The organism is Haladaptatus sp. CMAA 1909 (genome assembly GCF_043952005.1).
Lineage (GTDB): Archaea > Halobacteriota > Halobacteria > Halobacteriales > Haladaptataceae > Haladaptatus.
The window spans coordinates 2,959,069-2,982,141 of sequence record NZ_JBIOAV010000001.1 but is presented as its reverse complement, the minus strand read 5'-3'; the positions used below and the strand labels follow the sequence as shown (position 1 = coordinate 2,982,141).

The following is a 23,073-nucleotide window of genomic DNA, read 5'->3' as shown; positions in this document are numbered from 1 at the left end:
ATGGATCGTATTTCAGCGCTCAGGAACATCGAGGATGCACTCTCCGATTTCGAGTCGGGAGAGGAGGAGTTACGGGAGACACAGCGTCGGGTGGTGACCGTGTTACAGACATACGCGACCGATTTCGAAGCGGACGAGGAGGTAACAGCGTACAGAGCGACGGGGGACGAACGGGCGGCAGGAATCGTCGTCGTCGCGGAGTCGGCGGCGGCGGCACGCCGGCGGGTCGTGAAGTTACTGGACGATGATACGGTAGAATTTCAAGTGGAGACCGCCAGTAAATGACTGTATTCGGGATATGGAAAACTAGATAAACGTGCCCTGAATATGGTATAAGTGTAAAGGTTGCGTGTGCAGGTGTATCAAATGCGAGAGAACGGACAGGATCTTCGAGACTTATCGAGCCCATAATAATGCAGATGGCAGGATGATACACGAGAAATGGTACAGGATGGACGACGCATGGAGCATGCACGACGCCGAGGAACATCGGATATGAGCGGTTTTTCTGCGACTCTTGGCGATGAATCTAGTGTTCTCGTTCTCGCTCCTTCGATGAGTTCGGAAACCGATGAGGCATGCGTGGATATGTTGACAACGTCGCCACCATCCGAGGAAAACGTCCTCTGGGTGACGTTCACCCGTTCGCCGGACGCGTGTATCCAAGATTGGCTCGCACACGCAGGCGAACGACCAGCAAACTTGCGATTTATCAGTGTCGGGGAGACGCTTCGATCGGTGGCAACGTCCGCACCGATGCAGGAGACGCCGACGGACGCCGTCATGGACACGCTCTCGAATCCTGGAGATTTGACCGGCCTCGGAATCAAGATCAGCGAAGTGCTCCAGCAGTGGCATGGGAACGGCAACCGGACCGTCGCGTGTTTTCACTCGCTGACGGCACTTCTCCAGTATTCGGACGTACAGACCGTTTACAAGTTCCTTCACGTACTCACCGGTCGCTTTACGACCGCCGATGTGACCGCTCACTTCCATCTCGACCCCGATGCACACGACTCACAGACCGTCAACACCCTCAAGACGTTGTTCGATGCGGTCGCCGAGTTCGATGGCGACGAGTGGAACGTTCGAACGCGGTAGTTAATTTTAATACATATCAAATTCGAACCAACTGTAGTGCTGCTGATAATCACCTATTCCAGCGAGGCTCGGCAGACGCTTCGAAACATCTGCTCGGCACACGAGGAGTGCGTCGTACGGCGGTTCGGGCGGGCCGCCTTGTTGAAGTCGACCGAACTGGGTGCGTTTCTCGCGCTTCGTCTCTACGAGAAACACGGAGCGGACGTACAACTGGAACGGACGAAGCCGCTGAACGAGTTCCGTGACGTCCCGGAACGGATTCGAACGGCGGCGAAAGCGTACGAGAACCGTGAACAACCGAGTACACCCTATGACAAGTTCGCCGTCGGGACGGACCATCCGGCGCCAAATGCGATGCGAAACACGGAATTATGAAGGTCGAAATCGGAGGGCGAACGGTTCGAGGACGCGCAATCGACTTACGCGATGAGTCGATCTCCCTATCGAACGCGGTCACGGCGGTTCGCTCGGATACCGAATCGAACGCACTCGTCGTCGACTGCCCCGAACCGGGTCCAGCACACGCGTACGTGGGATGCATCGAATCGGGAATGTCGATTCGTTTCCGTCCGGCAATGGCCGCCGCCGCTCGGTCGGTTGGAATGAACGCACCGCAGGACGAGGAGGTCGCCGAAATCGAGGCGACGTTGCGGTCGCTCGACGTCGGAGGGAGTTCGCTTCGCGCCGAACGCCGGCGCATCGCGGAAGTAGGTGGCTCGAAAGCCGAACATCGGGAACGCGTCGCGACGTTGCGTGGCCGAGTGCAGGCCCTTCGGGATTCGGATGGGAATCTCGAGGAGGCGGAGTCGAAGTTTCGGAACGCGACGCGGAAGTTGGCGGAGAAAGAGACGGAACGGATTGCGGCGGAGCAGGCTCTCGAAGACGCACGAGAACGCCAGCGGTCGGTGAGGGACGACCGAGAGAGACGATTGCGTCTCCGGGACCGGAAATCGAATCTCGAACGTGCCGCCCGGGAGTATCTGGCCCGGCACGTTCACGCGGATTTCGTGTCGGCGATGGAAGCGATACCCGGAGGGAAACGAGAGCCGTGTCGAACGACGAAACGAAAGTCGTTCGAGGGGGAACCGGTGATCGCGGCGCTGGCAATCGCTCGCATCGCGCGGATTCGAGCGCCGGTCGTACTCGCGTGCGAGCGATTCGAATCGACACGAGCGGCCGCCGATTGCCTAAACGCGCCCGTACTACAGGTTTAAGGGCGAAAACGAATCCAATTCGGGGCATGGTGACACTACATTGGACGACGGAGGAGCGGGCGGGTAGCGTCGAAACCGTCGCGCTGGTCGCGCTGGTGGTCGAGAACTCCACGTCGACTCCCGTGAGGGTCCGTGTCGGAAATCGTCTCGACGGCGAACTCCGGCCACCGCGCGGGGGCGGCATTCCGGAAGCCGGATGGGACGAAGGCGGGTTCGAAGACGTGGTCGGTGGGGGCGAACGTCGGTCGCTCGGCTACGCGGTAGCGACAGACAGGAACCCGCGTTCGCCGCCCGCCGAAATCGTGTGGACGGAGCGGGCACCGGAAACGGAGACGTCGACGACCGACGGGAAGTTCGGGCATTCGAGCGACGAATTTGGCATCGAACCGACGGCGTCGGATGTCGTTCGAACGTTGGGGGATGCCCGGCCGCCCGCGGATGCGATACCGACATCGATCCGGACGAACCTTCCCGACGCGATCGAATCGTGGTTCTCCGCCGTCGAAGCACGAATCGAACGATACGAAGCGAGAGACGACGAAATGGGGAGACGAACGATAGCCGAACAAACCGAAGAACAGGAGCTACGGCGACAAATCGCGACGGACGAATGCACTCTCGATTCGGTTTCGAGGCGGGCGGGCGTGCTAGGTGATCGGATCGAGGCGATATCGGGGGCGGAGTCGGTCGGAGGAGCGAGATGAACGTCGCGGTTACCGGCGGAAAAGGGGGCGTCGGAAAATCGACCGTGGCGCTCAACCTCGGGGCTGAACTCGGCGGCGTCGTGGTGGACGCCGACCTCGCGATGGCGGATCTGCCGACGGCACGCGGGCCGGATTTACACGACGTGCTGGCGGGGCGCGCTGATCCGCTCGAAGCCGTGTCGAGCGTCGGCGACGTTCTGCTGCTTCCGTGTGGTCGAACGTTGGCGGGGGCACGTTCGTGTGACGTCACCGAGTTCGTCAATGCGATAGCGCGGGTGGCCTCGGAGTACGACCACGTCATTATCGACTGTCCGGCGGGGATGTCGGCGGACGCGGGACTGCCGCTGGTCGCGGCGGATGGCTACGTTCTCGTGACGATTCCGCGACCGTTCGCGCTCGCCGACGCGGTTCGGACGAAGGCGCTCGCACGGCGACTCGACGCCGGATTGTGTCGCGTCGTGCTGAACCGGGTGCGCGAAGCCCCGCCGGTAGAAACCGTCGAGAGAAGGCTGGGTGCCCCGGTGACGACGGTGCCTGAATCGAGAACGGTTGCGGAGGCACAGCGGAACGGACGTCCAGTAGCGACTGCGGCACCGGAGAGCGAGGCGAGAGAACGGTTTTCGGAACTCGGACGGGCGGTTTACTCCTGCAGGTCGTGATACGTCGAGCGGAGCGTCACAGGGGTCACGTCGGCGACGTCGGCGGCAGCGCGTTGGGTGATACGCTCGTCACAATCGCGGGCGGCGGCGTACAAGCAGGCGGCGGCGATTCCGCTCGGATTCCGTCCGCTGATGATGTTTTGCTCCTCCGCACGTGCGACGAACGACCGGGCACGTCGTTCGGCCTCCATCGAGAGGCCGAGTCTGCTGGCGAATCGCGGAAGGTACTCGCGCGGGTCGATGGGGCCGACAGGAAGACCGAGTTCGCGGTTCATCGCGTCGTAGGCGGCCGTGAGTTCGGCCCGTTCGGCGCGGGCGCGTTCGACGATTTCGTCGAGCGTTCGGGAGACGGCGGACGTTCGACAGGTGGCGTACACCGCCGCCGAGGCGAACCCCTCTATCGAACGCCCGCGAAGCAGGTCCTCCGACTGTGCTGATTCGAAGAGCACGCAGGCGCGGTCACGGACGTTTTCGGGCAACTGGAGCGCACCGACGAGACGGCGTATTTCGGTGAAGCCGTACACGCGATTCCGTTCCGCTTTGGACGAGATGCGGGCGCGGTTGTGCTGGCGGCGCATCCGCATTACGCGTCGGCGTTTCCGGCCGGTGAGTCGAACGGTGCTGTTCTTGTAGCCGATTTCGGTCGTCAGTCCACGGTCATGGCGCGAGCGGGTCAGCGGCGCGCCGGTCCGTTTCCGTTCCGTTTCGTCGTCGCGAAACGACCGCCACTCCGGGCCGCGGTCCAAACCGTCCTCGGCGATGACGAGGCCACATTCGGTACACACCGCTTCCGCACCGTCCGTACGGACGCGACTCTGACATTCGGGGCACGTTTCGGGTAGGGGTTGTGTCGTACTCATCACAGTTGAAACTTCGTCCGATATGCTATTTAAACGAGCGCAGAAATCGGGAAATCAACCGGAGTTCCGGGGAGAGAACGTACCGGTAATCGGTACGTTCGAGGAGCCGATTACCAATTTTGATACTTGTCAGCAAGTTAAAGTCAACGGGAGAAGGAGGAGTATACATGACGCTGTCGGATATTGCCGCCGGGTTGGAGGTGACAGTCGAGCAGAAGAACTACGGTGTCGCGACCGTGGACGACACCGGAGGGGACCTTCACGAACGGCTCGCACCGTTCGAGGGGGCGTTGCCGTGCGAGTCTGACGCCGCGGTGACGATAGTCGAGTCACACGCATCCGGGGTGGCGGTCGGTGAAATCGCCCGACGAGCGGGTGTCGCACCGATGACTGCCGCGAAGACGCTCCACCTGCTTGGCGCGAGCGGTATTTCTCCGCTTTCCGCCATCGGTCACGAACTCATCGAGGACTGGCTTTCCGCGAACATCTCGCGATCCGAAGCGTTCGCGCTGTCCGGCGCGAGCGAGACCGAATTCGCGCTGGCGACGTTTATCGAAACCCACGATCCGCTGGAGGGCGCGGCCGAAGTTTTGGAAGGCGCGTTGGCTTTGGACGGGGACGCCGCCGTCCAAAAGCGGAACGCGTTGGCGGAGACGATGAGCGGTGTCGGCGACCTACTGTAGCCAACCGGTACACACGGCGGAAGGAACTAGTTACGAAGCGATTTCGGTAGATAGTTTTGGGGAAGATACTCGTTCGGGTCGATGTCCGCGAACCGCCCTTCGGGGAATTCGACGTCGAGGGAAACGTCGAAGGTGGCTTCGACGGCGGCGACGATTGCGGGTGAGAACGACGTGTCGAGTTCAGGGACGCTTGCTGGTACGCTCTCGGCGGTGGTTTCGCCGCTCGTCGGGATCCCTATCGCCTCTCCCAACGGGTGTCCCTCGTCGGCGCGATTGGCGAGGACGACGTCCACGTTCGTTCCGAGGTCGGCGAGACGACCACGCATTCCCTGCACGGCGTCGGTTCCGTGTCGAGAGGCGGGTGCCACCACCGCCACCGACTCGACGGCGGTGACGGCCGCGACGGCTTGATTCGCAGCGACCGGCGGCGTGTCGACGACGACGTGGTCGAATTCGGTCGCTGCGCGTTCGACGAGCGATTCGAACGCTTCGGCGGCATCCGCGGTCTTCGCACGTGCGAACCGTTCGAAGGGTGCATATGAAGGACAGAGAGCGAGTCGTCCGGCGGTTTCGACCGGATGGTCGAGGAGCGCATCGTCGAAGTCGCTGTCCTCGGTGAGCAGTACTGTGATGTCGGTGTCGATGCGGCCCGAAACGTGACGCGCTAGGCCCTGCGTGGCGAAGGCGGCGTCCAAAATCACCACGTCGCGTCCGACGTGAGAGAGCATGGCGGCGGTTTCGACGCAGAGGCGCGTCGTTCCGGCCCCGCCGGTCGCACCGACGAATGCGGTAGTTCGGTTCACGTGTATGTATAAAAATAGATTCGTCCTGATATAAAAATATACAGTTACTGCCCCTCTCGAATCTCGTCCGCGATCGCGTCGAGTTCCTCGTCCGAGAGGTCGGGGCGAGTCCCGGCGATGGCGTGGATCGGGTTGCCGCCGTCCCCGTCGAAGCGGGGAATGATGTGGCCGTGAACGTGCGGGACTTCCTGTCCCGCCGCCTCGCCGTTGTTGAACGCGACGTTGCTGGCGTCCGCGTCCACCGCGGCCTCGACGGCGGGCGTGAGGTCGTGCAGAACGGAGAACAGGTCGTTGGCCGTGTCCTTCGGTACGTCCCCGAGCGTCTCGTGGTGGTCCTTCGAGATCACCAACGTGTGACCCGGCGCGAGCGGATTCACGTCGAGGAATGCGAGGACGCTCTCGTCCTCGTAGACGGTCTTGCTCGGGATCTCTCCGGCGACGATCTGACAGAAGATGCAGTCGTTCGGCATGATCGTGTAATCGTGGGTCACCCAGATGAAAGTTGAGGGTCCCGCGGGAGTCTCCGGAGTGGGTGGTAGTTTCGGACTTTTCTGTCCACCGATCGGTCAGTCGCGCAGCTGGAGGAGTTGCTGTCGGCGCGACTCGATGTCGAAGTCCGGGTGAATTTCGGGGTCGTCCGCCAACCGGTCGAGGACAAGGAGGGGGTCGACACCGGCCGCTTCGACGCGGTCGAACAGCGCGTCGATGTGCTGACGGTTGAGCGCGAGCGAGGAGAGGAGAGCGGTGGCGAGGACCATCGCGGCGGCGGAGTCGCCGTGGTCCGGGAGCGCGTCGCTTATCGTGTCGAAGTTCGACGGTTCGGCGTCCGGGTTCGCCACCGGTTCGAAGGCCAGACAACGCGTGCAGAGGAGAACGAATGGGGGTTCGTTCGGCAGGTCCACACGGAGTTCGGACGGGACGGCGAACGGCGACCGTTCGCCGCCACATTCGGGACATTCCATACGTAATAGAGCGGCGCAAACCTCAAAAGAATGGTAGACTTTCGTCGCGGTGGCGACGGGAATCAGGTCGGTGGGGGCGTCTCTGCCGGGTCGTCCGCCTCGTCGGTGACGTTGATGGGAATCCCTTCCTGATTGCTTTCCCCGAACCCGGCGCTGAGGATGCGAGTCAGGGCGTCTTCGACGCTCTCGTCCGTTTCGGTTATGTCGTCGGGTTCGACCTCGATGACGAACCCGGTGGTGATGTTCGGTGCGGTCGGCAAAAAGAGGAGTTCGCGGCCGTCGTCCGCCTGCTTCCCGGTTTTGAACGCGGTCATTCTGAGGCCGTTCCACGTCTCGATTTTGACGGGTTTCTGGAGTTGATTGGTGTCGGAGAGTGCGGTTTCCGCGGCCATTTTCGATGCGTTGTAGATGATTCGAAGGCCGGGAAGTCGATTCATCGTTCCGTCGATCGCGTTTTCGACCACGCTCCCGAGCGTCGTTCGCATGAGGTAACCGATGCTGAAGACGAGCGCCGTGAAGACGGCGAGGACGATGCCGACGCGGATGAGGTCGCCGGGAATCGTGATCAATCCGCCCAACAGCTTCAATGGCTGTAGTTTCTCCAAGAAGGGTAAGCCGGCTATCTTGAGAAACAACCACGCGATGATGTACGCAGTAACCAACAGGGGGGCTAAAACGATGAGACCGCTTCCGGCATCGCGTTTCCACGAAGACATTTAGGTGTAGCGTCTGGTTGCAGGAATATAAACTAGTTGCAACGTTTTCGGTTATCTGCCGAGGACCGCGCGGGCCGCGAACAGAAGATTCTCCTTGCGCTCCATTACGCGACGGTAGAAATACGACATCCACTTGCCACCGTAGGGGACGTACTGCCACACTTCGTACTCTTTCGCCAGTTCGACCTGCGCGTCCTCGCGCACGCCCATCAACATCTGGATTTCGAAGTCCGTGCCGTACTCGTCGTGGAGTTCCCGTGCGTACTCTATCATCGCCGGGTCGTGACTCCCCACCGCGATACCGCCGTCGAACTCCCGAAACATGAATTCGAGATAATCGCGGTAGGCCGCGTTGACGCGGTCTTTTTCCTTGTACGCGAGTTCGGCGGGTTCGTCGTAGGCTCCCTTTACCAGTCGAACTTTACCGGGGAGGTCGGCGAGTCGTTCGAGGTCGTCCTCGGTGCGCTTGAGGTTCGCTTGGATACAGACGCCGACGTTGCCGTCGTGTTCGACGGCCAGTCGTTCGAACACGTCGAGAGTCGCGTCGGTCGTGGTGTGGTCTTCCATGTCGATCCAGACGAAGGTGTCGTCGGTCGCGTCCGCGATTCGCTCCATGTTCTCGCGGAAGACGTTCGTCCCCACGTCCAAGCCGACCTGCGAGGGTTTGACCGAGACGCACGCCGAGAGGTCCGAGCGCTCTATGTCTTCGAGCAGGCGCAGGTACACCTCCGCGTCCTCGTCCGCCGGTCCCCGCTCGTGGTAGTGTTCGCCGAGGAGGTTGAGAATGACGTTGACGTTTCGTTGGTTCAGGTCCCGCGTGTATTCGAGCGCCTCCGCCGGGGTTTCGCCCGCGACGAACCGACTGGCAATCGGGGGTATCATGCGTCTTCTTTCACACCGCTTCGTCTTATGATTGTATATTACACCCGTGAGGGCCATCGGCGTATATTCCGGGCCATACCGCTGGGACTTAAGACCCGGAGGGTATCTGTGTCGATATGAATCTTGTCGGCGTGGACGTGTTCGAAACCGTGGCCGTCGCGGTGTGGGCGATGTTGCCCGCGTACGTCCCGAACAATTTCGCGGTGCTCGCGGGGGGCGGTGCGCCGATAGACGGCGGGCGGACGTGGAACGGCAAGCGACTCCTCGGCGACGGAAAGACGTGGCGCGGGACGGCCGCCGGAATACTTGCCGGGGCGGTGCTGGCGCTGATACTGAACGCGATTCGTCCGTCAGCGGCCGCGTTTCTGGGCGTCATGCTCCCCGACCCGTTCCCGGCGGTCGTGATATTCACGCTCCCCGCGGGCGCGATGCTCGGCGATATGGCCGCCTCCTTCCTGAAGCGGCGCACCGGGCGGGAGCGCGGCGCGGCGTTTCCGGGCATCGACCAACTCGATTTCGTCGTGATGTCGCTCCTGCTCACCCTGCTCGCCGCGCCGACGTGGACGCTCAAAACGTTCGACCCGCCCGTCATCGTCGTCGTTCTCGTGGCGACACCGCTCCTGCACATCGTGACGAACGTCGTCGCGTACGCCGTCGGACTCAAGAACGAACCGTGGTGACGCCGACTGCGGTGACGCCGCCAAAGAACTACTTTTAACCCGCCTCGCCGCACGGACTCGCACATGGCGAATCAGGAACTCATCGAGGCCTTGCGCGCGGCGGACGCCGTCCAGTACGGCGAGTTCGAACTCTCCCACGGCGGGACGAGCGACTACTACGTCGACAAGTATCTGTTCGAAACGGACCCGCACTGTCTGTCGCTCATCGCCGAAGCGTTCGCGGAGCGACTCGACGGGACGAAGTTGGCGGGCGTGGCCCTCGGTGCGGTTCCGCTCGTCGCGGTGACGAGCGTCGAGACGGAGACGCCCTACGTCATCGCGCGGAAGAAACAGAAGGAGTACGGCACGGCGAACCTCATCGAGGGGCGACTCGACGACGGCGAGGAGGTGATCGTCCTCGAAGACATCGTGACGACGGGCCAGAGCGCGGTCGACGCGGTGGAATCCCTCCGCGACGCGGGCGCGGAAGTGAACGAAATCCTCGTCGTCGTGGACCGGGAGGAAGGCGGCCGCGAGAACCTGGCCGACGCCGACGTCGAGATGGAGGCGCTGCTTTCGGCTACCGACCTCCTCGCCGAAAACGACGCCGACGAATGATTGTTGCAGGGTTCGTTCGGGGCCCTATTTGAACTGCTTTCGTGTTGTGCCAGCCGATTTTTTAGGGCGATGGCCGATGAAATACCATGTCACTGCGAAGCCACGCGAGCGTCTCGCTCATCATCTCGGGAATCGTCTCGTTTCTCATCGGCGTCGCGCCCGGAAGTTCGACCCTGTGGGGTGCGGGCCTCGTCGGTGCCGGTCTCGCTATCGGCATACTTCGAATTCTCGTGTGACCGAAGCGGTCGTCAGGCCGTTCGGAACGCCCGGTCGCCGGCGTCGCCCAGTCCGGGGACGATGAAGCCGTCGTCGTTCAGGTGGTCGTCGATGCTGACCGTCAGCAGGTCGGCTTCGGGGAACTGCTCGTGGACGTGAAGCAGGCCGTCGGGGGCGCTGACGGCCGAGAGGACGAAGAAGTTCTCCGGGTTCGGTTGCTCGCTGAGCACTTCGTCGAGGACCGCACACATCGTGCTCCCCGTTGCGAGCATCGGATCCGCGACGATGACGGTGTCATCCTCCTTGATTTCGGGGAGTTTGACGTAGTCGATGGTGATGGGGAACTCGCCGTTCTCGTTCATTCCGGCTTCCTCGTCGCGACCGGCGCTGATGACGCCCTGTTTGGCGCGGGGGAACGCCTTCAGCAGGCCTTCGACGAACGGCGTCGCGGCGCGGAGGACGTTGATAATGACCACGTCGTCCAGTCCTTTGACGCGCTCACCGGTCGTCTCGGTCAGCGGCGTGTCGATGGAGACGTACTCGGTGTCCATCGCGCCGTCGATGATTTCGTAGCCGCAGATGCGGCCGAGTTTCACGAGCCCTTTGCGGAAACCGACTTGCTCCGTGTTCTCGTCCCGAATCTTCGAGAGGGTATCCTTCGCCATCGCGTGCGTGATGAGGTGGGCGTCACCTCGTTTCTCGATAGTCATATGCGACTCGTGCGTGGGAAAGGGCTATAAGCTAACGATACGAGCGAAGCCGCGGGACCGGGTGACAACCGCGGCGTGGTAGCGGAAGAGGGCTACTCACCGACGGTCAACAGCCCCGCTTCGTCCTCGGGAAACGGGTTTTCGAACGCGTCCCAGTTTGCTTCCATCTCCGCGTCCGTCAGCACGCAATCGTCGAGGGCGGTGGTGATGACCGCCTCGTCCACGTGGGTTCCGATGAAGACGAGTCGCGTCCGTCGGTCGCCCCACTCCTCGTCCCAGTAGGACTCGGAGCGGTTGCTCCGATAGAGGTCTTGGTCGATTTCGGGAAGGCTGGCGATCCACGGTCCCGCGACTTCCACGCGGGCGGTCGCCCCGGCCTGCCCGTACTCCAGTTTCACGTCCTCCCGCCCGGCAACCCAGAACGTCCCCTTGGCGCGGACGATGCCGCTCGGGAGCGACTCGAAGAAGTCGTGGAGTCGGCCGGGATGAAGGGGTCGCGTGGCGCGATACGAGACGGAAGAAATCCCGTAGGCCTCCTGCGGGTGACGGTGGTCGGATTGGTGGTGGTCAGAGTGGTGGTGGTCAGAGTGGTGATGCGATTCGTCGTGGTCGTGTTCCATCGCCCGTTTCCATCCGGCGGAGTCGCTCACGTCGCCGAGGTCGAACAGTCCGCGGTCGAGGATACGGTCAGGGGAGATCCGTCCGTGTTCGGTTCGAATCAGTTCGGCACGTGGTTGCAGTGCGCGCAGGGTGGCCTCGATTTCGTCCAGTCGGTCCGCGTCCACGAGGTCGCACTTGTTGAGCAACAGAACATCGCAGAACTCGATCTGTTCGATGACGAGGTCCGAGAGGGGGCGCGTGTCGCCGTCCTCGGTTTCCGTGCGCTCGACCGGCGCGCCGTCCGCGAAGAACTCGTCGAACTGCCGCGCGCTGACGACGGTGACGGTCGTATCGACGTCGTATCGCGCGGCGACGCGGGATTCGGTCGTGAACAGGCGGGCGATGGGCGCGGGTTCGCTGATGCCCGAGGACTCCACGACGAGCGTGTCGAAGTCCCACTCGCGCGCGAGGCGGGTGACTTCGGTTCGCAAGTCGTCCTGCAGTTCACAGCAGATGCACCCGTTCGAGAGTTCCGCGACGCCCTCGTCGGCGACGAGTTCCGTCCCGCCCTGTAGCAGTTCGGCGTCGATGTTTATCTCGCCCATGTCGTTGACGAGTATCGCGATGTCCCTGTCGTCGCTCTCACGAAGGAGGTGGTTGAGCGTCGTCGTCTTGCCCGCGCCGAGGTTGCCGCTCAGAATCGTGACCGGAATGGACCCCTGATTCATTCGTTATCGTGGCGCACGCGTCGCAGGATGTTAAGTGGCCGCAATCGACACACGAATGTACCGGCCTGCTTAAATAGCGAGAAGCGCACTGTGTGAGTATGTCTCTCGCGGACCGAATCGAGACGTTCCGCCGCTCCGTCGAGGAGTGGCTTCGCGGCCTCTATCACGGGATGATTTCGCATCCCGCGTACGAACTGATAGAGAAGGAAGCCGAGGATTTGGAGGACGAATTCATGCTCGCGTGCTTCCCCGACGTGTTCGGGGTGCCGAGTCCCGTTTCGTACTACACCGCCGAACTGCTCCCGTACTTGACCGACGAGTTCGAAGCGTGGGAGCGCCGAATGTGGGACCGCGAATCGCTCGTCGAACGAAAGGGACAACAGTATCACTTCTAACATGCGAAAGTTCGTGTTCTTCGGCGGGAAAGGCGGCGTGGGAAAGACGACGATTTCCAGCGCGTACAGCCTAAAATGTGCACGCGCCGGATTGAAGACGCTCGTCGTCTCGACCGACCCGGCACACAGCACGTCGGACGTGTTCGACCAGCAGTTCGACGACGACCCGCGTTCCGTGGACGGCATCGAGAACCTCTGGGCGATGGAAATAGACCCCGAAACGGAGGTCGAAAACCACCTGATGGAGATAAAACGCTCGTTGGGCGACCACGTCAGCGCGGGATTGGTGAACGCCATCGATCGACAGGTGGAGATGGCCCACCAGACCCCCGGCGCGCACGAGTCGGCGCTGTTCGACCGGTTCATCGACGTGATGCGGAGTTCTGACGAGTACGATCGGGTGGTCTTCGACACCTCGCCGACCGGCGGAACTCTCCGCCTCCTCTCGCTTCCCGAGTTCCTCGAAGGGTGGATAGACCGCTTGCTTCACAAACGCAGGAAGAGCATCGACCTGTTCGAGAAGGCCGCAATCGGCGACCGGGAACCGCGTCGGGTGAGCGAGGGAGACCCCATCATCGCTCGACTGCAGGAGCGAAAGGAGATGTTCGAGTTCGCGAGCGAAGTCCTGCGAAACGACGCGGCGTTCTTCCTCGTTCTCAATCCCGACGAGTTGTCGATTCGGGAAACCGGCAGAGCGGTGGAGGAACTCACGGAATCCGGGTTGTCGGTGTCGGGACTCGTGATCAACAAAGTGACGCCGGAACCGGACGAAGAGGAGACCGGACGCGGGGCGACGTATCTCCGCGACCGCTGTCGAACCGAGCGCGATCGCATCGACCACATCCGCGAATCGTTCGACGAACCCGTGGTTGCCGTTATCGAATCACGCGTGTCGGAAGTGAAAGGAACACTGCTGGGTGACGTCGCGGACGAGTTGGACATCGAAGTGAACCCCATGATACCAGAATAATATATATTAATATCATCAAAAGTAATCGACTATTGTTTCGAAATCGTCGTTTTCAAGCATCCAATACCGACGAGAGTAAAGGAACACTTATTGTACATCATCGATGTATTTGCCACGAGGCATAATACCATGGCGACTGCAATCATATGGCTAGTGCTCGGGGTACTGGTACTTTTCAGCATAGGTTATTTGACCTACTCACGATACCTCGCACAGTTCGTAGAATTGGACGATAGCAACGAGACGCCCGCACATAAGTACGAGGACGGGCAGGAGTACGTTCCTGCGAAGAAGCCCGTTTTGCTTGGACACCACTATTCCAGTATTGCAGGAGGTGCACCAATCGTCGGACCGATAACGGCGGGGGTGATTTGGGGCTGGATTCCCGCGCTGTTGTGGATCGCCATCGGTAATCCGCTCCTCGGCGCGACGCACGACTTCATCGCGTTGTCGAGCAGTCTGCGCCACGAGGGGAAGTCCATCGGGTACATCATCGGGGAGTACGTCGGCGAGCGCGGCAAGAACATGTTGTTGTGGTTCGCGTTCCTGACCATCATCCTCGTCGTCGCCGTGTTCGCGTTCGTCGTCGGCGTCGTGTTCGAGGCGTACCCGAGCGCCGCGACGGCGAGCATCCTGTACATCGCACTGGCCGTCGTGTTTGGGGTGTACCTGTACCAACTCAACCTCCCCTTCGGACCGGGAACCGTCGTCTTCGTCGTCGGCGTGTTCGCCAGCGTCTGGGTGGGTCTGAAGTACCCCATTTCGCTCACGGCGGAAACGTGGGTTCCCATCATTTTGGTGTACGCGTTCATCGCGAGCGTCCTGCCGGTGTGGACGCTCCTGCAACCGCGCGATTACCTGTCGTCGTTCCTGTTGTACGCGGGTGTCGGCGGCGCGCTGTTGGCAGTCATCGTCGGAACCGTCGGTGGTTGGCTTAACATCGCGGCAATCACGCCGACGGAACCGCTCACCGTGAACATCTCCGGCTACAACGGATTCTGGGGCGTCACCGAACAACCCCTGTTCCCGCTGCTGTTCATCACCATCGCGTGCGGGACCATCAGCGGGTTCCACTCGCTCGTCTCCTCGGGGACGACGTCGAAACAACTCAATCAGGAATCGGACGCGCGAGTCATCGGCTACGGCGGTATGCTGGGCGAGGGTCTTCTCGCGACGCTCGCGCTTTCGACCGTCGCGCTCGTCGGCTTTACGAAGTCGGGCGGCGGTGTCGGACAGGCGCTCCCCAACTTCGCGGAGGGTGGCGGCATCATGCTCAGCAGTTTCGGAATTCCGGTCAATGACTTCGGCGCGCCGTTCATGGCGCTCGTCATGGTGAGTTTCCTACTCACCTCGACCGACACCGCGCTTCGCCTCGGTCGCTACATGTTCGAGGAAATCGTCGGCACGCCGGAAACGCAGGTCGAAAGCGTCGCCACGAACCGATTCGTCAACGCCGGATTCCAGTGTGTCATCGCGTACGCGCTCGTCGCGTCCGGCACGTGGTCGGACCTCTGGCCGCTGTTCGGCGGCGCGAACCAGTTGCTCGCGGCGCTGGCGCTGCTGACCGCGACGGTTTGGCTCGCCAACTGGAACAAGAGCAAACAGCTCATCAGCACGGGCGTCCCGATGGCGCTGATGACGTTCGTCACGATCCTCGGGTTGCTGTACCTCGCGCTCTACCAGAACCTCTGGCAGAAGTTCGTCGAGGGAGGGGATATGGCGCTCGGCAGTGCGCTGTCCGCGGGGGTACAGACGATAATCGCGCTCGTCCTCGTCGGACTCGCGCTCTCGCTGGTCCGCATCGGCTATGAAAACATCACGTCGGCGCGGGACGGACCGAGCGGACAACCGGTTACGGACGGTGGCGAGTCGGACGACTAAGGTTTGAGTCGCCGCACGAACCGTCGAAGAAATCCGGATTTTTCGGGTGTCAACGGTTCCCAGAGAGCGAACGCCTTTCCGACGTCGGCGTTCGGACTGGCGACGAGCGTCTCCCGTTCGGGGGCGACGACGGCGAGGTTGATCTCGTACTGCCCGTTGAGACCGTATTTGAGAAGCGTCCGGTCGGTGAACTCGGTCACGAACGTCTCGACCTCAGGGGAAACATCGGGGGCGATGACGACGAAAGTGAACGTCGTTCCGAAGTGTTCCTCGTCGGCCTCTATCCAGTCGTCGGCGAGTTCGTGGCCGAGTTCGACGAGCGATTCGAGGTCGGTCACGCGAACGGCGTCGGCCCGCCGGACGAACAGGTGTTCCTCGGCGCTGTGGTTGGCGTAGTTGATGGACCGGTGGAGGAACTGCTTTTGTGTCTCTATCAGCAGTCGTCCGTAGAGCGTGAACGCCTCGCCGTCGGTGGCGTACTCCTTTTCGAGGTCGTAGTTGACGAACAGGCGGTCGCTCACTCGGTCCACGTACTCGTCGTCCCAGTCCGGGACGGCGTCCGACGGGTCGTCCGAGTCGTGTGACTCGATACCGCTATCCATACTGGTTCGGTTGCGAGGGAGCGATAAATATCCGTTGTTGATACGTGAGTCGGTACCGAGACCCATCATAATTTTATTACAAATGGTAGTGTGTGACAGATTGCGATGGATGCGGATCCACTCGGTCGAGCGATACTCGACTACCGACGAGGCGGACTGCGCGGCGACTGTCTGTACCGAGATGGGGCGGAAACGTGGGATGGACACATCTACGAGAACTATTTCAGACCGCGGGAGGAGTGGAGCGATAGCTGGAAAACGCTGCTCGATTCGCTCGACCACCCGGTCGCGGATATCGGCTGTGGATCGGGACAGCACGCCGAATTCCTCCAAGAACGAGGCGAGGTGGTCGCAATCGACGTGAGTCCGGCCGCCGTCGAAGCCACCCGCGACCGGGGCGTCGAGGACGCTCGCGTGATGGACATGTTCGAGATGTCGTTTCCGCCGAATCGATTCCGCTCCGTGCTCCTCAACGGAACCCAACTCGGTCTTTCCGGGTCGCTCGCCGGTGCACGACAGTTCCTCTCGGATCTCGCGCGGATTACCGACGAGGACGGCGTCGCAGTCGTGGACAACTACGACCCGACGAACCGCGGACCGGACGACATCTTCGGTTACCGTCCCGACCCGCGCACGGGAGTCGCCCACCGAACGTTCCATTTCGAATACGAACGGGATGGCGATCGAGAAGTCGGACGAACCCTCCACTTCGTCCTCTTTTCGCCCGAACGACTGCGCGACGTGACCGTCGGAACGCCGTGGCACGTCGCCGAGGTTCGACCGAGAGAGGGCTACTACAAGGCCGTCCTTCGGAAGTGACGGACGGAACATCCAGAATATCAGGGTAACACATAACACGGAGGGTTCCGTAGGCCGAACCATGGGTGGCAAACGAACGGAAGCGTGTGGTCGATGCGGTCTCTCGACCGTCGTCGACGCGACCGACGACGGAGAGGGACGCGACATCTACGGCGACGACCGAATCGAGGTTGACGAAGCGGAGATAAAAGCCGTGAGCGGGCACGTCGCACTCCTTGGTCGGGCGAAAGACCGCCTGAATGCCTTCGCGGAGCGTGTAACGTACGGAAACGTTCGAAGCGAATAATTCTATACTTGAGAACAGTGAATCCCGAGAAATGGCGCATGAGAGCCGCTAACACGCCGTTAGCGACAAAAGATAAAACCCTGTAGAACTTACAAACGAGCAATCGAATGGAAGAGAGCATCTCTGGCTTCAAACTCCGAGGTAGCTGGGGGGATATCGTCGAACACGGGGAGCGAATCACGCAAGCCCTCCGCGAGGCGGACGCGTCGGGCGATGCGTTCACCGAATGGAACGAGTGGCGGCCGAAGGCTCACGAACGACTCGGCGAGGACGTGGCCGAGAAGACGGCCGAACAGGCCCACGTCAGCGAAGGGAAAGGCGAGCAAGCGGGCGAATCCCCCGACGACGACCTCCGAACGGCGGGAGAAAAACTGACCGAATCGTACGAGAAATTGGAAGATGACGACACCGAAGGTGCCGTAGACAGGTGGCAGGACTCGGTGAACTACGTCGCTCGGGCCGCCGATTCGGCGGGACGAAAGGCCATCCGAAGGGTCGAGGACACGGTGTACCAGAAGGTGATGACGCAACTCGCGCCGTACTACTTCGACAACGAACTCGTCAGCGCGAACATCCAGCAGACGAGTCGGATGGAGGACGGAGAAGAGGGATTCATCTTCGAAGTAAACGTCAACGACGACGACCTGAAGGACTCGGTATCGGAGTCGCTGACGTCCTACGAGGACGAAATCGACCGCTGGCACGTCGAAACCGAGAAGGAAACCGAGACCGTCGAAGCGGCGGAGGGCGTCGAACCGCCGAAGAAAAGCGGCGGGCCGCGGGCGGACAGAACCTGATTGATTGTTTGAATTTCGAGTCGGTACACTATTAGCGTGAGACGATATAGCGGATAGATATGGCTGGAGGGTTACTGACGGTGGTTATCGCCGGGGTCGCGAGTCTGTTCATGGCGTGGGCCATCGGCGCGGGGTCGAGCGGTTCGACGCCGTTCGCCCCGGCGGTCGGTGCGAATGCACTTTCGGTGATGCGTGCGGGGTTTCTCGTCGGTATTCTCGGCTTTCTGGGAGCGACACTTCAGGGGGCGAACGTCTCGGAAGCGGTGGGTCGGGAGCTGATTCACGGCGTCCAGCTTTCGCCACTCGCCGCGACGACGGGGCTGCTCACGGCCGCGCTACTGGTCGCGATCGGCGTGTTCACCGGGTATCCCATCGCCACCGCCTTCACCGTGACGGGTGCAATCGTCGGCGTCGGGTTGGCGCTCGGCGGGACCCCCGCGTGGCCGAAATACCAACAGATCGTCAGCCTCTGGATACTCACCCCCTTCGTCGGGGGAGGAATCGCATACGCGACGGCACGGATACTCCGCCGAGAGGACGTGGCGGAACGGACGTCGATTCCACTCCTCGGCGCGCTCGTCGGCATCATCATCGCCAACGTCGGCTTCGTCTTCCTCGGACCGCCCGGCGAAAGCGCGTCCATCGCACAGAGCATCGCAAGTCACCTGTCACTCCCCGCCGTCGCCGGATTCGATCTCGACGTCGTTCTCGCGTCGCTCGTCCTCGCCGGACTGGTCGGCTTCGCGCTCAGGCGCGAACTCGACACGAACATGAATCGCGGTCAGCGTCGATTCCTGCTCGTGCTCGGCGGCCTCGTGGCGTTCTCCGCCGGCGGCAGTCAGGTCGGACTGGCGATCGGGCCGCTCCTCCCGCTGTTGGACCCGTACTCCATTCCCCTGGTGCCGGTCCTCGTCGGCGGCGGACTGGGCCTGCTCGCCGGGTCGTGGACGGGGGCACCGCGGATGATAAAGGCGCTCGCTCAGGACTACTCGGCGCTCGGGCCGCGCCGGTCCATCGCCGCGCTGATCCCGGCGTTCGCCATCGCACAAAGCGCCGTCTTCTTCGGCATTCCCGTCTCGTTCAACGAAATCATCGTGAGTACGATCATCGGCAGTGGCTACGCCGCGAGCGGCGGCGGCGTCAGCGGAAAGAAGATGCTCTACACCGTCCTCGCGTGGATACTCTCGCTGGCGCTCGCGCTCGGCGTGGCCTACGGCGCGTTCAGCGCCGTTGAAGCCGTTTTCTGAGACACGCCAGAATCGGAATCACGCCACGGCTTCGATGTCGGCCCGGCCGCTCGTCGCGCTTCGAAGTCGGTCACACAGCGCGTCGCTCTCCTCGACCGGAACGCGAACCGAAAAGTCGACGCGTTCCCCGTACTCGGCGTCGAACTCGACGCCTTCGCTCTCCAAAATTCCCCGGACGGTCCCCGAATCGTCGTACTCGACGGCGATGGCGAGGCGCTGATGTGGTCGTTCCTCGACGACACCGGCCTCGTCCACGGCTTCCGTAACCGCGCGGGAGTACGCTCGAACCAGGCCGCCGACGCCGAGATTGGTTCCGCCGTAGTAGCGCGTGACGACGGCGACGACGTTCTCGACGTCGCGCTGCTGGAGGACGTTCAAGGCGGGCTTTCCCGCGCTGCTCGTCGGTTCGCCGTCGTCGCTCGACCACTCGCGGACGAAGCCAGCGACGTCGGCGCCCTCCTCGGTGGCGGCAGTTCGTTCATCTTGAACGCGGTAGGCGGGCACGTTGTGGGTCGCATCCGCGTGCAGATCCCGGACTTCTTCGATGAACGATTCGGCCGCTTCGACGCCGTCCACGGGCGCGACATAGCCGATGAACTCCGAACCCCGAACTTCGAACGCCGACTCGCCTCGACCGGCCACGGTTCGATACGTCGTGCCACCCATTGGTCGGAATTCGATGGGCAGCACCGAAAAGGCGTGGATTCCCCGCGACGGGAAAACGAGGAAGGCTCAGCTGATTTGGATGCGGTGGACGAACTCCAAGTTCTTCAGTTCGTTGAGGATGTCGCCCGGAATGTCCTCATCCGTGACGAGATAGAGGACCGGGTCGTCGGTGAACTCGGGGTCCTCACTGATGGTCTGTCGGATGGAGATGTCGTTGTCGGCGAGCAGCGACGTGACGGTCGCCACGATGCCCGGAACGTCGGCGTCGCGCACTTCGACGGTCAGGACGGACAAATCGAGAACGGGAGCCAAGTCCATCAGGCTCGGAATCGAGGAGATGTTCTGGAAGATGCGGCGCAACTCCTCGTCCTTCAGAATCGCGTCGGTGGTGGAGTCGACGACGCGGCGGTCCACGCCGATTTCGCGTGCGATCTGCGTGTTGGGAATCTCGATACCGCCCGAAACAACGCGCCCCTCGTCGCTAACCGAAAACCCGCGTTCGAGCAGGAGTCTGATGACCTGTTGTTGGCTCGGACTACCCTCGAACTTCTGCATGATTCTGTCGAACATCCTTGTCGGATAGACGCACCCGACGGTTTAGTCCTGTTGGGGTTCGTCTCGGGACGAGAGGGTTCATCACGCCATTCGGCAACGCAAAACCATGGAACGACACGTCGTTTGGAAGCTGGTGTCGTCGAGACGGAACACCTCACGGTCGAGTTCGGAGAGGAACTCGACGCCGACGGAACGGTGGTCGGGACCGCTCGGTGCTAGAGAATACATCCGGGGTATTTTTGACACGAACGGAGTGACGACGGATATGAACGATGCCAATCGGTTTTCGGACGAGGTAGCGGCCTTTTACGACGCGTCTCACGAGTACGGTGATATCGGCGACGAATCGTTCTATCTCGAAGCGGCGATGGGTGCGGACGGGCCAGTGCTGGAAGGCGCGTGTGGCACGGGACGGCTTTACCTCGAACTCCTCCGTCGAGGTGTCGATGCTGACGGATTCGACGTCTCACCCGCGATGCTGGACATCCTCCGCGAAAAGGCCGCTACCGAGGACATGGAACCGACGGTTTGGGAAGCCGACCTTCGGTCAATCGGCGCCGAGAGGACCTACTCGCTGGCAATAGTCCCCTACAACTCGTTCTGTAATCTTCGCGGAGTCGACGACCAACTCGCGGCGCTTGAAGCCCTTTACGGCGTCCTCGATTCCGGCGGCCACCTCCTGTTCGACGTGTACGTTCCGCGGTACGACACTATCGCCGAATCGTTCGGCGAGTGGCAATCGGTCCGAGAAGTGGAGTACGAAGGGAGACAACTGAGAGGACGGTCCCGAGCAACCATCGAGGACCAAGTGAAGCAGACCTACCGTGCGGAACAGGAACTCGTAGACTCGGACGGTGACGTCCTGACCCGCGACGAGTTCGTCCTCTCACATCTCCCGCCACAACAGGTCGAGTTGCTCGCACGCCACTCCCCGTTCGACCGATGGTCGGTTTCGGGCGGGTTCGACGGGGAGTCGCTCACGGACGGAGACGGCGTTCAGGTCTGGGAACTGGTGAAATAGATCGAACGGGATTCGACGGAGGAGAACCGCTTTCGAGGGAGCGTAAATCGCGGGAACGACGGCGACATCGGTTCGATTCCCCGTCGAAGTTATAAACTCTCTTTCGTACTCGCCACGTCGCTCCGCCGCTCGTCGATCTGTGTCGCGTCGTCCATCGCTCGCGCGGTGGCCTTGAACAGCGCCTCGATTTCGTGGTGGGCGTTCTCGCCGACGACGCCCGCGTGAAGCGTCAATCCGGCGTTCATCGCTAGCGAGCGGAGGAAGTGTTTCGCCATGTGGCTGGTCATGTCGCCGACGCGCTCCTGTGAGAACTCGCCCTCGAACCGGAAGAGCGGGCGGCCGCTCACGTCCACGACGATGTCGCCGACGGCCTCGTCCAGCGGGACCTTTCGGTCGGCGAATCGGTGGATTGCCCGGCGGTCGCCGAGGGCCTCGTCGAACGCCTCGCCGAGGGTGATGGCGACGTCCTCGACGGTGTGGTGGTCGTCGATGTGCAGGTCGCCGTCGGCGCGGACCGTCAGGTCGAACAGGCCGTGACGGGCGAAGCTGTCCAGCATGTGGTCGAAGAAGCCGATACCCGTCTCGACGGTGGACTCGCCGTCGCCGTCCACGTCGAGCGTCACCTCGATGGTCGTCTCCGCCGTCTCGCGAGTCACGGCGGCGGTTCGGTCGCTCATACCCAGTAGTTCGGGCGGAGATACAAGGTGGTTCCGTTCAGGGGAAAATTTGTTCGAGATTCTCGACATATGTCTGACGCAGTTATATTTATCCCCCGCCCCAAAGAGAACATGTGTTGAAACGAGATATGCTCAGCGTCCTGCTGGTCGTCATCGGGGCACTCCTCTGTGGGACGGTTCCGGGCTTGTTCATCGGGGCACCGATGGCTACCTTCGGAGCCTACGTCATGGTGGAGCCGCGCCTCGGCGATTCGCCGGACTTCCTCAATCACATCGCCGGACAGACCCGCTAGTCGAGCGCGTCCGCCGCTTCGGCGAGGGTGAATGCCCCCTGATACAGCGCGCTGCCGACGACCACAGCGCTCGCGCCCGCATCACGGAGCGTTCGAACGTCCTCCACGGATGCGACCCCGCCGCTCGCCACGACCGGAATTCCGACGGCCTCGGCGACACGCCGAACGGGACCCGTCTGAACGCCCTCCATTCGCCCTTCCACGTCGACGTCGGTGAACAGGATAGCGCCAGCGCCGAGCTTCTCGTATCGCGTCGCGGCTTCCGCCGGGTCAAGTCCCGTCGATTCCGTCCACCCCGAAACGAGGACTTCGCCGTCCTTCGCGTCGAGACTCACCATGACCGAGCCGGGATGCTCCTCGCTGATTTTCGCGACGATTTCCGGGTTCTCTATCGCGGCAGTGCCGAGTATGACGCGGTCCACCCCCAGCGAGAGGAGGTCGATTGCATCGTCAGCGGTTCGAATTCCGCCGCCGAGTTGGACATCGACATCGACCGCATCCAAAATCGCTTCGACGGTCGCGGCGTTCTTGCGTTCGCCTTCGAACGCGCCGTCCAAGTCGACGAGATGGAGCGTTTCCGCGCCGTCTTCGACCCACTCTTCTGCGGCATCGACCGGATCGCCGTATGTCGTTTCCGTGCCTTTTTCCCCCTGAACGAGTTGGACGACTTCACCGTCTTGCATATCCACCGCCGGGACGACTTCGAACGTCGGGAACATACCCTGCTTTAGACGGGGGAGTGTCTAAAC

Annotated in this window: 32 protein-coding genes; 19 read left to right on the top strand and 13 right to left on the bottom strand. The window is 61.9% G+C overall.

Annotated features, from left to right (window positions below; translation table 11 throughout):
* From ACGYLY_RS16095 to ACGYLY_RS16070, 6 genes are all read left to right on the top strand, one after another.
* Positions 1-285, top strand: coding sequence for a hypothetical protein (locus tag ACGYLY_RS16095; RefSeq protein ID WP_395283947.1), 285 nt, complete (start codon positions 1-3; stop codon positions 283-285).
* Positions 286-555: 270 nt separating this feature from the next.
* Positions 556-1,101, top strand: a complete 546-nt coding sequence (locus ACGYLY_RS16090) for a hypothetical protein (protein ID WP_395283948.1) — start codon at positions 556-558, stop codon at positions 1,099-1,101.
* 36 nt (positions 1,102-1,137) lie between these two features.
* Positions 1,138-1,476 (top strand): hypothetical protein, encoded by a 339-nt coding sequence (locus ACGYLY_RS16085; protein WP_395283949.1) that lies wholly within the window; start codon positions 1,138-1,140, stop codon positions 1,474-1,476.
* Positions 1,473-2,315 (top strand): hypothetical protein, encoded by an 843-nt coding sequence (locus ACGYLY_RS16080; RefSeq protein ID WP_395283950.1) that lies wholly within the window; start codon positions 1,473-1,475, stop codon positions 2,313-2,315. The genes ACGYLY_RS16085 and ACGYLY_RS16080 overlap by 4 nt, the downstream gene beginning before the upstream one ends.
* A 26-nt stretch (positions 2,316-2,341) precedes the next feature.
* Positions 2,342-3,019, top strand: a complete 678-nt coding sequence (locus ACGYLY_RS16075) for a hypothetical protein (RefSeq protein ID WP_395283951.1) — start codon at positions 2,342-2,344, stop codon at positions 3,017-3,019.
* On the top strand, positions 3,016-3,678 hold the full coding sequence (locus ACGYLY_RS16070; protein WP_395283952.1) for a MinD/ParA family protein: 663 nt from the start codon (positions 3,016-3,018) through the stop codon (positions 3,676-3,678). Before ACGYLY_RS16075 ends, ACGYLY_RS16070 begins: the two co-directional genes overlap by 4 nt.
* Here ACGYLY_RS16070 and ACGYLY_RS16065 read toward each other — a convergent pair.
* On the bottom strand, positions 3,660-4,538 hold the full coding sequence (locus ACGYLY_RS16065; protein WP_395283953.1) for a transcription initiation factor IIB family protein: 879 nt from the start codon (positions 4,536-4,538) through the stop codon (positions 3,660-3,662). The two genes, ACGYLY_RS16070 and ACGYLY_RS16065, sit on opposite strands and share 19 nt — an antisense overlap.
* A 167-nt stretch (positions 4,539-4,705) precedes the next feature.
* On the opposite strand from ACGYLY_RS16065, the gene ACGYLY_RS16060 reads away from it, so the two are divergent.
* Positions 4,706-5,221: a hypothetical protein gene (locus tag ACGYLY_RS16060; RefSeq protein WP_395283954.1), complete on the top strand. Its 516-nt coding sequence runs from the start codon at positions 4,706-4,708 to the stop codon at positions 5,219-5,221.
* A 26-nt stretch (positions 5,222-5,247) separates the two neighbouring features.
* Here ACGYLY_RS16060 and ACGYLY_RS16055 read toward each other — a convergent pair whose 3' ends face one another.
* From ACGYLY_RS16055 to ACGYLY_RS16035, 5 genes are all read right to left on the bottom strand, one after another.
* Positions 5,248-6,024 carry an AAA family ATPase gene (locus tag ACGYLY_RS16055; RefSeq protein ID WP_395283955.1) on the bottom strand — a complete coding sequence of 259 codons (777 nt, stop codon included), beginning with the start codon at positions 6,022-6,024 and terminating at the stop codon, positions 5,248-5,250.
* Positions 6,025-6,068: 44 nt separating this feature from the next.
* Positions 6,069-6,494 carry an HIT family protein gene (locus ACGYLY_RS16050; protein ID WP_395283956.1) on the bottom strand — a complete coding sequence of 142 codons (426 nt, stop codon included), beginning with the start codon at positions 6,492-6,494 and terminating at the stop codon, positions 6,069-6,071.
* 96 nt (positions 6,495-6,590) lie between these two features.
* Complete coding sequence (locus tag ACGYLY_RS16045) at positions 6,591-6,986, bottom strand: DUF6276 family protein (protein ID WP_395283957.1); 396 nt, start codon at positions 6,984-6,986, stop codon at positions 6,591-6,593.
* A 62-nt stretch (positions 6,987-7,048) separates the two neighbouring features.
* Entirely contained in the window at positions 7,049-7,702 is a 654-nt protein-coding gene (locus ACGYLY_RS16040; protein ID WP_231186148.1) for a DUF502 domain-containing protein, read from the bottom strand.
* A gap of 51 nt (positions 7,703-7,753) precedes the next feature.
* Positions 7,754-8,584, bottom strand: a complete 831-nt coding sequence (locus ACGYLY_RS16035) for a proline dehydrogenase family protein (RefSeq protein WP_395283958.1) — start codon at positions 8,582-8,584, stop codon at positions 7,754-7,756.
* Between the two features lie 116 nt (positions 8,585-8,700).
* Here ACGYLY_RS16035 and ACGYLY_RS16030 point away from each other — a divergent pair, with 116 nt between their 5' ends.
* The 3 genes from ACGYLY_RS16030 (at position 8,701) to ACGYLY_RS16020 (ending at position 10,097) form a co-directional block, all read left to right on the top strand.
* Positions 8,701-9,264 carry a CDP-2,3-bis-(O-geranylgeranyl)-sn-glycerol synthase gene (locus ACGYLY_RS16030; protein ID WP_395283959.1) on the top strand — a complete coding sequence of 188 codons (564 nt, stop codon included), beginning with the start codon at positions 8,701-8,703 and terminating at the stop codon, positions 9,262-9,264.
* Between the two features lie 63 nt (positions 9,265-9,327).
* A complete protein-coding gene (pyrE, locus tag ACGYLY_RS16025; protein ID WP_395283960.1) occupies positions 9,328-9,861 on the top strand; it encodes an orotate phosphoribosyltransferase in 534 nt (177 codons plus the stop codon).
* A gap of 86 nt (positions 9,862-9,947) precedes the next feature.
* On the top strand, positions 9,948-10,097 hold the full coding sequence (locus ACGYLY_RS16020; RefSeq protein ID WP_395283961.1) for a hypothetical protein: 150 nt from the start codon (positions 9,948-9,950) through the stop codon (positions 10,095-10,097).
* A gap of 12 nt (positions 10,098-10,109) precedes the next feature.
* Here the strand turns inward: ACGYLY_RS16020 and upp are convergent, their stop codons facing one another.
* On the bottom strand, positions 10,110-10,787 hold the full coding sequence (upp, locus tag ACGYLY_RS16015; protein WP_395283962.1) for a uracil phosphoribosyltransferase: 678 nt from the start codon (positions 10,785-10,787) through the stop codon (positions 10,110-10,112).
* 92 nt (positions 10,788-10,879) lie between these two features.
* Positions 10,880-12,115 (bottom strand): GTP-binding protein, encoded by a 1,236-nt coding sequence (locus ACGYLY_RS16010; protein ID WP_395283963.1) that lies wholly within the window; start codon positions 12,113-12,115, stop codon positions 10,880-10,882.
* Positions 12,116-12,213: 98 nt separating this feature from the next.
* On the opposite strand from ACGYLY_RS16010, the gene ACGYLY_RS16005 reads away from it, so the two are divergent.
* From ACGYLY_RS16005 to ACGYLY_RS15995, 3 genes are all read left to right on the top strand, one after another.
* On the top strand, positions 12,214-12,510 hold the full coding sequence (locus ACGYLY_RS16005) for a hypothetical protein (RefSeq protein ID WP_231186163.1): 297 nt from the start codon (positions 12,214-12,216) through the stop codon (positions 12,508-12,510).
* Between the two features lies 1 nt (position 12,511).
* The gene (locus ACGYLY_RS16000; RefSeq protein WP_395283964.1) at positions 12,512-13,480 is read left to right on the top strand and encodes an ArsA family ATPase; all 969 of its coding nucleotides are present in this window, start codon (positions 12,512-12,514) and stop codon (positions 13,478-13,480) included.
* Positions 13,481-13,609: 129 nt separating this feature from the next.
* Positions 13,610-15,361, top strand: coding sequence for a carbon starvation protein A (locus tag ACGYLY_RS15995; protein WP_395283965.1), 1,752 nt, complete (start codon positions 13,610-13,612; stop codon positions 15,359-15,361).
* Here ACGYLY_RS15995 and ACGYLY_RS15990 read toward each other — a convergent pair.
* Positions 15,358-15,963, bottom strand: a complete 606-nt coding sequence (locus ACGYLY_RS15990; RefSeq protein WP_395283966.1) for a hypothetical protein — start codon at positions 15,961-15,963, stop codon at positions 15,358-15,360. The two genes, ACGYLY_RS15995 and ACGYLY_RS15990, sit on opposite strands and share 4 nt — an antisense overlap.
* A gap of 105 nt (positions 15,964-16,068) precedes the next feature.
* Between ACGYLY_RS15990 and ACGYLY_RS15985 the strand changes: the two genes are divergently transcribed.
* The 4 genes from ACGYLY_RS15985 (at position 16,069) to ACGYLY_RS15970 (ending at position 19,112) form a co-directional block, all read left to right on the top strand.
* Positions 16,069-16,782, top strand: a complete 714-nt coding sequence (locus tag ACGYLY_RS15985) for a class I SAM-dependent DNA methyltransferase (RefSeq protein ID WP_395283967.1) — start codon at positions 16,069-16,071, stop codon at positions 16,780-16,782.
* A gap of 61 nt (positions 16,783-16,843) precedes the next feature.
* Complete coding sequence (locus ACGYLY_RS15980) at positions 16,844-17,068, top strand: hypothetical protein (RefSeq protein ID WP_395283968.1); 225 nt, start codon at positions 16,844-16,846, stop codon at positions 17,066-17,068.
* A gap of 107 nt (positions 17,069-17,175) precedes the next feature.
* Positions 17,176-17,865, top strand: coding sequence for a DUF5828 family protein (locus ACGYLY_RS15975; protein WP_231186175.1), 690 nt, complete (start codon positions 17,176-17,178; stop codon positions 17,863-17,865).
* A gap of 59 nt (positions 17,866-17,924) precedes the next feature.
* Positions 17,925-19,112, top strand: coding sequence for an anion permease (locus tag ACGYLY_RS15970; RefSeq protein WP_395283969.1), 1,188 nt, complete (start codon positions 17,925-17,927; stop codon positions 19,110-19,112).
* Positions 19,113-19,130: 18 nt separating this feature from the next.
* Here ACGYLY_RS15970 and ACGYLY_RS15965 read toward each other — a convergent pair whose 3' ends face one another.
* Both ACGYLY_RS15965 and ACGYLY_RS15960 read right to left on the bottom strand, forming a co-directional pair.
* On the bottom strand, positions 19,131-19,778 hold the full coding sequence (locus ACGYLY_RS15965; RefSeq protein ID WP_395283970.1) for an IMPACT family protein: 648 nt from the start codon (positions 19,776-19,778) through the stop codon (positions 19,131-19,133).
* A 66-nt stretch (positions 19,779-19,844) separates the two neighbouring features.
* A complete protein-coding gene (locus ACGYLY_RS15960) occupies positions 19,845-20,348 on the bottom strand; it encodes an ACT domain-containing protein (RefSeq protein WP_231186181.1) in 504 nt (167 codons plus the stop codon).
* Between the two features lie 250 nt (positions 20,349-20,598).
* On the opposite strand from ACGYLY_RS15960, the gene ACGYLY_RS15955 reads away from it, so the two are divergent.
* A complete protein-coding gene (locus tag ACGYLY_RS15955; protein WP_395283971.1) occupies positions 20,599-21,354 on the top strand; it encodes a class I SAM-dependent methyltransferase in 756 nt (251 codons plus the stop codon).
* An 89-nt stretch (positions 21,355-21,443) separates the two neighbouring features.
* Here ACGYLY_RS15955 and hisB read toward each other — a convergent pair whose 3' ends face one another.
* On the bottom strand, positions 21,444-22,031 hold the full coding sequence (gene hisB, locus ACGYLY_RS15950; protein ID WP_395283972.1) for an imidazoleglycerol-phosphate dehydratase HisB: 588 nt from the start codon (positions 22,029-22,031) through the stop codon (positions 21,444-21,446).
* 116 nt (positions 22,032-22,147) lie between these two features.
* Between hisB and ACGYLY_RS15945 the strand changes: the two genes are divergently transcribed.
* The gene (locus ACGYLY_RS15945; RefSeq protein WP_395283973.1) at positions 22,148-22,324 is read left to right on the top strand and encodes a hypothetical protein; all 177 of its coding nucleotides are present in this window, start codon (positions 22,148-22,150) and stop codon (positions 22,322-22,324) included.
* Here the strand turns inward: ACGYLY_RS15945 and hisA are convergent.
* Positions 22,321-23,043: a 1-(5-phosphoribosyl)-5-[(5-phosphoribosylamino)methylideneamino]imidazole-4-carboxamide isomerase gene (gene hisA, locus ACGYLY_RS15940; protein ID WP_395283974.1), complete on the bottom strand. Its 723-nt coding sequence runs from the start codon at positions 23,041-23,043 to the stop codon at positions 22,321-22,323. The two genes, ACGYLY_RS15945 and hisA, sit on opposite strands and share 4 nt — an antisense overlap.
* Positions 23,044-23,073 lie beyond the last annotated feature (30 nt).